The organism is Sinomonas sp. ASV322, from assembly GCF_030908245.1.
Taxonomy (GTDB): Bacteria; Actinomycetota; Actinomycetes; order Actinomycetales; family Micrococcaceae; genus Sinomonas.
In genome coordinates, this window is the sequence record NZ_JAVFJJ010000026.1 from 21,382 (window position 1) to 28,426 (window position 7,045).

Consider the following 7,045-nt stretch of genomic DNA (forward strand, 5'->3'; position numbering starts at 1 on the left):
GCGAAGAGAAGGAGCCAGGACCATGGACTTCGGCAGCTACGAGACCCTCATCGTCGAGGCCTCGGACGGCGTCGCGACCGTCACGATCAATCGGCCCGAAGCCCTCAACGCCCTCTCGGGCCAGGTCGTCGGCGAGCTCGCGAAGGTCTGCGCCCTCTTCGCTGGGCTGGGCGACGCGCGGGGCGCGGGCGCCGAAGGCGCGGGCGCGGGCGCGTCCCGGGACACTGGGGGTGCGGGCGCCGAAGGCGCGGGCGGCTCGCGGGACACCGAGGGCTCGGGCGCCGAAGGCGCGGGCGCGTCCCGGGACACCGGCGGCATCGAAAGCACAGCCGACGACGGCGCGTGGCCCGTTCGCGGCGTCATCCTCACCGGTGCGCCGGGGAAGGCTTTCGTCGCGGGGGCCGACATCCGCGAGATGACCTCGATGTCGCCCGACGAGGCCGAGGCCTACGCGCGGTCGATGCATTCCGTGACGCTCGCGCTCGAAGCGCTCCCCGTGCCGGTCATCGCCTGCGTCGACGGCTATGCGCTCGGCGGCGGATGCGAGCTGGCCCTCGCGGCGGACTTCATCTACGCGAGCGAGAGCGCCCAGTTCGGCCAGCCCGAAGTCAACCTCGGCCTCGTCCCGGGCTTCGGCGGCTCCGTGCGGCTCCCGCAGCGCGTCGGCCTCGGCATGGCACGCGAGCTCATCTACACGGCCCGGCGCCTCAACGCCCACGAGGCCTATTCGCTCGGCCTCGTCAACGGCGTCTTCTCGACGCGCGAGCAGCTCCTCGAGACCGCCGCCGCGACGATCCGCGAGATCGCCACGAAGTCCCCCACCGCCGTCGCCTATGCGAAGCGCTCGATCAACGAGGCCGTCGGGCTGCCCACGGCGGAAGGGCTCGAGGTCGAAGCGAAGGCCTTCCGCGCGGCGTTTCAGACGGAAGACGGGAGGGAGGGAACCGAGGCGTTCCTCGCCAAACGCCCGGCCGCCTTCCCCGGGCGGTAACGGCCCCCGGCACCAACCCACATTCGCCCGCAAGCGCTGTCACAGGAGAACCAAAGGACCGGTCGCGAGAGTTGAGGGCATGACGACAGCCCTCCGCTCCTCCCATCGGCCGTCGCGGCCGCCGGGCCATGGCCCCGGCGCCGCCCTCGCCGAGACGCTCCGCGACCGCGGCCGCCGTCGTCTGTTCCGGCAGGACGCGCTCACGGTGCTCGCGTGGGCTTCCGGGGCTGCCGCTGTCGCCCTCTACCTGGCCGACGGCGGCGCGGCCCAGTTCCACAGCCTCAGCCCCGCTCTCACGGCCATCGGCGTCGTCGCGGGCCTCATCGGTACCGATCTGGTGCTCGCGATGCTCCTGCTCGCGGCGCGCATCACGCTCATCGACCGCGCGATCGGCCACGACCGCGCGATGGCCGTTCACGGGAAGCTCGGGAAGCCCGCGCTGTACCTCATCCTCGCGCACATGGTCTTCCTGCTCCTGGGCTACGGAGTCGCGGACGGGCTCAACCCGATCGCCGAGGGCGTCTCGATGTGGGTCAATCTGCCCGACATGTGGCTCGCGTTCATCTCGATCGTGCTGTTCCTCGCCGTCGTCGTGACGAGTCTCGTCGCGGTGCGGCGGCGCTTCCCGTACGAGTTCTGGTACGTCGTGCACCTCCTCACCTACGCCGCGGTGCTCACGGCGCTCCCGCACCAGTTCAGCGTCGGCGGCCTGTTCGCGGACGGGCAGTGGCAGCGCTGGTACTGGATCGCGTTCTACGTCCTCGTCCTCGCGGCCCTGCTCCGCTACCGCATCTGGGCACCCCTCGCGCTCACCTTCCGTCACCAGCTCACCGTCCGGCGCGTGGTCCCAGCGGGCGACGGCGCCGTCAACGTCGAGCTCACAGGCCTGCGCCTCGAGGAGCTGGCCGGCTCGGGCGGGCGGTTCTTCATCTGGCGCTTCCTCGCGCCGGGCCTGTGGTGGCACCACCACCCCTTCAGCCTCTCCGCGGACCCCGCCGCCGGGCGCCTGCGGATCACTGTGCGGAACCTCGGCAAGGGCAGCGCGTCCCTCATGGCCGTGAAGCCCGGCACGAAGGTCTCGGTCTCCGGCCCCTACGGCCTCTTCGGACATGCCGCGCGGACGCGGCCGGGACTCGTGCTCGTGGGCTCGGGTATCGGGATCACTCCCTTGCGCGCGATCCTCGAACGCGCCGAGTTCAGCCCGGGCCACGCGACCGTCATCCTGCGCGCCTCGACCCCGGGAACCCTCTACCTCCGCGACGAAATCGCAGAACTCTGCCGGCTGAGAGGAGCGACCTTGTATGAACTCGTGGGCCATCGGGCCCGAAGCGGCAATGCGTGGCTCCCCCGGCATCAATCAGGACTCGGGCTCACAGACTACGTCGGGGACCTCGTCGATTCCGATCTGTACGTCTGCGGTCCAACCGCGTGGGCGGAGTCCGTCCTCGCCGATGCGAAGGCCTCGGGGCTCTCCGGCGAGCAGCTTCATCGCGAAAGGTTCGACTGGTGAGGGCCCGAGCAGCTGCAGCGGCCGCGCTCGCGTCCGTCGGGATCCTCGCGGCCGGGTGGCAGGCGGGCACGCACGTCGTCGAGGCGGCCAGCGTCACGACGGGGGCGGCGGGAACGACAGGGGCCTCCGGCACGACGGGGGCCTCCGGCGCCTCTGGGACCGGCGCCTCGGGGTCCGGACCCGGTACCTCGGGAAGCACCTCAGGCTCGGCCGGCTCGTCCTCGGGAAGCCAGGGGTCGGCGTCGTCCGGCGCCCTCAAGAACGGAACGTTCACGGGCGCGGCCGAGGAGACCCGCTTCGGCGAGGTGCAAGTGCAGATCGTCGTGGCCGGAGGGAAGGTCACGGACGTCAAGGCGCTGCATCTCACGGACGCCGAGCGCCGCTCGGCGATGATCAGCGCAACGGCGGCCCCCATCCTGCGGTCCGAGGTACTCCAGGCCCAGTCCGCGAATGTCGACACCGTCAGCGGCGCGACCGTGACGTCCGGCGCGTATCTCACATCGCTCCAGGCGGCCCTCGATGCAGCCCGGGCCTGAGCCGCAGCCCGCGCACGCGGCGCTTGCGACTGGCGCGCCGCCCCTCCTGGCCCGCACGTTCCTCGCCATGGGGACCGTCGTGAGCCTCACCGTGGCGTTCCCGCCGGGCGCGGAGCGCGGGGAGGCCGCGGACCGTCTCGAGGCCGCGTCCCGCGTCATCGAGGGCGACTTCGAGGCCCTCGAGCAGCGCTTCAGCCTCTACCGGGACGACTCCGAGGCGAGCGCCCTCGCTCGCGGCGTGCTCCGCCTGGCCCACGCGAGCCCCGAGATGCGGGCGTGCTACGTCGAGGCCGTCGACTGGCGGCGTCTCACGCACGGCGCCTTCACGGCCGAGCGCCCCGACGGCGTGCTCGACCTGAGCGGGCTCGTCAAGGGTCGTGCGATCGCCGCGGCTGGCCGTTCGCTGGCCGCGCTCGGCCTGCACGACTGGTGCCTCAACGCGGGCGGCGACGTGCTGGTCTCGGGCACGCCGTCGCCGTCGTCCGCAGCCCTGGCAAGCGCTCCGAGAGGCGAGCGCCCATGGCTCGCGGGGATCGCCGACCCGGCGGACCGGCGCACGCTGCTGGGCGCCTATCCGCTGGGCGGCGCGCCCCCGTCCTCGGACCCTTCCGGAAGCAGACGACCCGCGACGGCGGGGCCCCGCCTCGCGCTCGCAACCTCCGGGAGTGCCGAGCGCGGCGACCATATCTGGGCCGTCGGCGGAGGCAAGCCCGAGTTCGCCCAGGCGAGCGTTGCGGGGCCCGACATGGTGACGGCAGACGTCCTCGCGACCGCGATCGTCGCGGGCGGTCGCGACATGCTCAATCTCGCCGTCGCACATTGGGACGTCGACGTGCTCGCCGTGACCCACGATGGCGAGCTGCTCGCGACGCGCGGCTTCCGGGCTCCGCGCGCGGCGTAGTCCCCGCGCGCGGCTGCGCCGGCCTCCCCACCTTCCGCGCCGGCCTCCCCACCATCCGCGCCGGCCTCCCCACCATCCGCGCCGGCCTCCCCACCATCCGCGCCGGCCTCCCCACCTTCTGCCGCACGACGGCGGCACTCACCGCTTGAGTTCGCCGGCGGTTCTCGGCGACCCGCCTCGCATCGCGCACAGGAGCTGGGGAAGTTGGCTCCGAAGAGTGGGGAGATCGGTTTTGAACGTGGGGAATCTGGCGGCGGCCGCGGCGCTCCGGACCCGGCGGATGGCCGCCGAGGTCGCGGCGTCAGCTTGCGGCGGGCACCCGGCCTGTGAACGCGACGAGACGGTCGAGGGCATGGGCCGATTCGTCGACGACCGTCTCCTCCGCGAACGATCCGCCCGCGCGGACCTGGTCCGAGATCGTGTCCTTGGCAAGGCCGAGCACGTACTCCGAGAGCTCGGGCGAGACCTCGAGCGTGCGGCCGAGGGCCGTCGCGTAGTCCCACGCGTGGACGAGGAACTCGAGGTTCAGGATGTTCCCCACGAGCGCGGCCGGGAGGACGGCGAAGCCCATGTCGATCTCGCCGTCGAGGCCCCGACCGCCGAAGGCCTCGAGCGTCGGCTGCACGACGGCGGCGATGCGCACCTCGGCGGGGGCGTCGGCGTCGTCCTCGGGAAGAGCGGCGCCGATCGCCTTGCCGATGCCCACGATGCTCCGGCGAAGGTGATCGGTGAGGGCTGCGACGTCGAAGTCCTCGCACGGCGTGCGGAGGCCGGCAGCCTCCGGGCCGACGGCGGCGAGCACGCGGGTGAGCGCCGCGTAGCCGGCCTCGGCACCCGTGAGCTGGTTGAGCTCGGCGGGAGCGGCGGCCCACTCGTCGAGGCCCGCGTCGCCGGTCTCGGCGAGAACGACGAGGCGGCCCAGGAAGTGGTTCCAGCCCTCGGCGTGGCTCGCGGCCTGCTCGGCATTGAGCCCCTCGTGCACGAACGTGAGGCTCGTGCCGCCCTCGGCCGGCGTCAGCGTGATCGACACATTCGAGGCGCCCGGCGGGAGCTCTTCCGAACCCTCCCAGCCCCACGTGAACGCGAGCCGGCGCCCGGGCTCGACCTCGGTGAACGTGCCGGCCGCGTGGTGCCCGGGGACGATGGTCCAGCGGTATTCGCCGCCCGCGTGCAGGTCGACGCGGGCAGTCACCGTCTGCCAGCGGCGAAGGCGCTCGGGCTGAGTGATGAGCTCGAATGCCTCGGCGGGCTCGACGGGCAGGAAGACGGTCTTGGTGAACGACATGGCGGTTCCTTCAGTCAGGGTCAGTCAGGCGGCTGGGACGTGGGGTTGAACGTGCGAGGGCTTCGGCGTCGGCCACCAGGAGGTCGAGCTCCTGGGTCCAGAACACGGCGACCTGCTCGCGCAGGCGGGCCATGCCTCCGGGCGAGAGCCGGTAGAGGCGGTTCCTGCCGTCCCTGCGGACCTCAACGAGGCCCACGTCGGCGAGCAGGAGCAGGTGCTGCGAAATGGCCGAACGCGAAACGCTGAAGTGATCGGCGAGCGACGTCACCGAGCGCTCCCCTGCCGCGAGCAGCTGGAGGAGCTTGCGGCGGTTCGGCTCCGCAGCGACTTCCAGGAGATCGGGCATGGCTGATACGTTAGTAAAGGCTAACGTTTTACGCAAGGCACTCGCCGCGCTCCCCAGCTTCCGTTCCGCGCTCCCCAGCTTCCGGGCGTACGACGACGGTGTTATGTCTCGGGACATTGGTGACAGTTCTGCCTCAGGACATCGGTGACGGTTCCGGGGTTCTTGGTGGTGACACTTCTTTCGCTCTGATGGGCTGGTGAAGAAGAACTCCACTGTCGATCCTCGTATCCGTCTCGCGATCTCTCAGTGGCCGGAGAACGCGCCTCGGGGTGCGGTGACGACGTTCTGCGCCGAGCATGGGATCTCGCGGAAGACGTTCTATGCGATCCGCGCCCGGGTCGCCGCGGACGGGCCGGCCGCGGCGCTGGAGCCCAGGTCGCGGCGCCCGAAGAACAGCCCGGCCAGGCTCTCGGACGATGTGAGGCAGCAGGCCATCGGGGTGCGGGCGGCGCTGGAGCGCTCCGGGCTGGACCACGGTCCGATCAGCGTGCACGAGAAGATGCGTTCCATGGGCCTGGCATCGGTGCCCTCGCCGGCGTCGCTGGCACGCATGTTCCGCCAGGCAGGGGTCGCTCGGGCCGAGCCGAGGAAGAAGCCGCGGGCCGCGTTCCGCCGGTTCGTGTATCCGGCGCCGAACGCGTGCTGGCAGCTGGACGCGACGGAGTACGTGCTCGCCGGCGGGCGCAAGTGCGTGATCTTCCAGCTCATCGACGACCACTCCCGCTACGCGGTCTCATCGCACGTGGCCCGGTCGGAGACGGCGGAGGCGGCCATCGCCGTGACAAGGAAGGGGATAGCCGCCCACGGGGTGCCGCAGCGGCTCCTGACCGACAACGGCAGTGCGCTGAACCCGATCCGCCGGGGCGTGATCGGCCAGCTGGTCATCTATGTGACCTCCCTCGGAGTCGAGCCGATCACGGGCAGGCCCAACAAGCCCACCACCCAGGGCAAGAACGAACGCTTCCACCAGACCCTCTTCCGCTGGCTGGACAAGCAGCCCCTCGCCGAGACGATCGACCAGCTCCAGGAACAGGTCGACGCGTTCGACATCATCTACAACACCCAGCGCCCGCATCAGGGCCTGCCCGGCAGGATCACCCCCCTGCAGGCCTGGGAAGCGACCCCGAAGGCCGAACCGCCCAGGCCGAGGCCCGCACCGCCCGAGCCCACAGTCCCGGGACGCGGCGCCGCCGCGGCAACACGCATCCGCCCGGGAGTGGAAGGGACGGCCACCCGCGTCGTGCCCGCCAACGGCGGCATCACGATCCGCGGCGTGAAGTTCCAGATCGGCAGCGCCAGGACCGGACTCCAAGTCCACATCGTCTGGGATCCCGAAGGGATCGCGTTCTTCGACCACCAGGGCACGCTACTGATCGAGCACCTATGGCCGGCCAAAGGAATCACCTACGTCAGCAACGGCCGCCCCGTCGGCACAAGGCCCCGCACCGACGAAACTGTCACCGATGTCCTGACACA

General features: G+C 71.5%; 7 protein-coding genes. 5 read left to right on the forward strand and 2 right to left on the reverse strand.

Going from position 1 to position 7,045, the window contains the following annotated elements; genetic code table 11:
• Nucleotides 1-22 precede the first annotated feature (22 nt).
• From RBS12_RS19720 to RBS12_RS19735, 4 genes are all read left to right on the forward strand, one after another.
• Nucleotides 23-991: an enoyl-CoA hydratase-related protein gene (locus RBS12_RS19720; RefSeq protein WP_307967873.1), complete on the forward strand. Its 969-nt coding sequence runs from the start codon at nt 23-25 to the stop codon at nt 989-991.
• Between the two features lie 79 nt (nt 992-1,070).
• Complete coding sequence (locus RBS12_RS19725) at nt 1,071-2,501, forward strand: ferredoxin reductase family protein (RefSeq protein ID WP_307967874.1); 1,431 nt, start codon at nt 1,071-1,073, stop codon at nt 2,499-2,501.
• Nucleotides 2,498-3,037 (forward strand): FMN-binding protein, encoded by a 540-nt coding sequence (locus tag RBS12_RS19730; RefSeq protein ID WP_307967875.1) that lies wholly within the window; start codon nt 2,498-2,500, stop codon nt 3,035-3,037. Before RBS12_RS19725 ends, RBS12_RS19730 begins: the two co-directional genes overlap by 4 nt.
• Nucleotides 3,021-3,938, forward strand: a complete 918-nt coding sequence (locus RBS12_RS19735) for an FAD:protein FMN transferase (RefSeq protein ID WP_307967876.1) — start codon at nt 3,021-3,023, stop codon at nt 3,936-3,938. Before RBS12_RS19730 ends, RBS12_RS19735 begins: the two co-directional genes overlap by 17 nt.
• Before the next feature lie 301 nt (nt 3,939-4,239).
• On the opposite strand, the gene RBS12_RS19740 is transcribed toward RBS12_RS19735, so the two are convergent.
• Together RBS12_RS19740 and RBS12_RS19745 are read right to left on the reverse strand one after the other, a co-directional pair.
• Nucleotides 4,240-5,223, reverse strand: coding sequence for a TIGR03086 family metal-binding protein (locus RBS12_RS19740; RefSeq protein WP_307967877.1), 984 nt, complete (start codon nt 5,221-5,223; stop codon nt 4,240-4,242).
• A gap of 10 nt (nt 5,224-5,233) precedes the next feature.
• A complete protein-coding gene (locus RBS12_RS19745) occupies nt 5,234-5,569 on the reverse strand; it encodes a metalloregulator ArsR/SmtB family transcription factor (RefSeq protein WP_307967878.1) in 336 nt (111 codons plus the stop codon).
• Between the two features lie 274 nt (nt 5,570-5,843).
• Between RBS12_RS19745 and RBS12_RS19750 the strand changes: the two genes are divergently transcribed.
• On the forward strand, nt 5,844-7,045 hold a 1,202-nt coding region (locus tag RBS12_RS19750; protein WP_307967378.1), incomplete at its 3' end, for an IS481 family transposase.

Coding starts and splice junctions, on each gene's coding strand:
- RBS12_RS19720 (WP_307967873.1), top strand. CDS start 23: ATGGACTTCGGCAGCTACGAGACCCTCATCGTCGAGGCCTCGGACGGC.
- RBS12_RS19725 (WP_307967874.1), top strand. CDS start 1,071: ATGACGACAGCCCTCCGCTCCTCCCATCGGCCGTCGCGGCCGCCGGGC.
- RBS12_RS19735 (WP_307967876.1), top strand. CDS start 3,021: ATGCAGCCCGGGCCTGAGCCGCAGCCCGCGCACGCGGCGCTTGCGACT.
- RBS12_RS19740 (WP_307967877.1), bottom strand. CDS start 5,223: ATGTCGTTCACCAAGACCGTCTTCCTGCCCGTCGAGCCCGCCGAGGCA.
- RBS12_RS19745 (WP_307967878.1), bottom strand. CDS start 5,569: ATGCCCGATCTCCTGGAAGTCGCTGCGGAGCCGAACCGCCGCAAGCTC.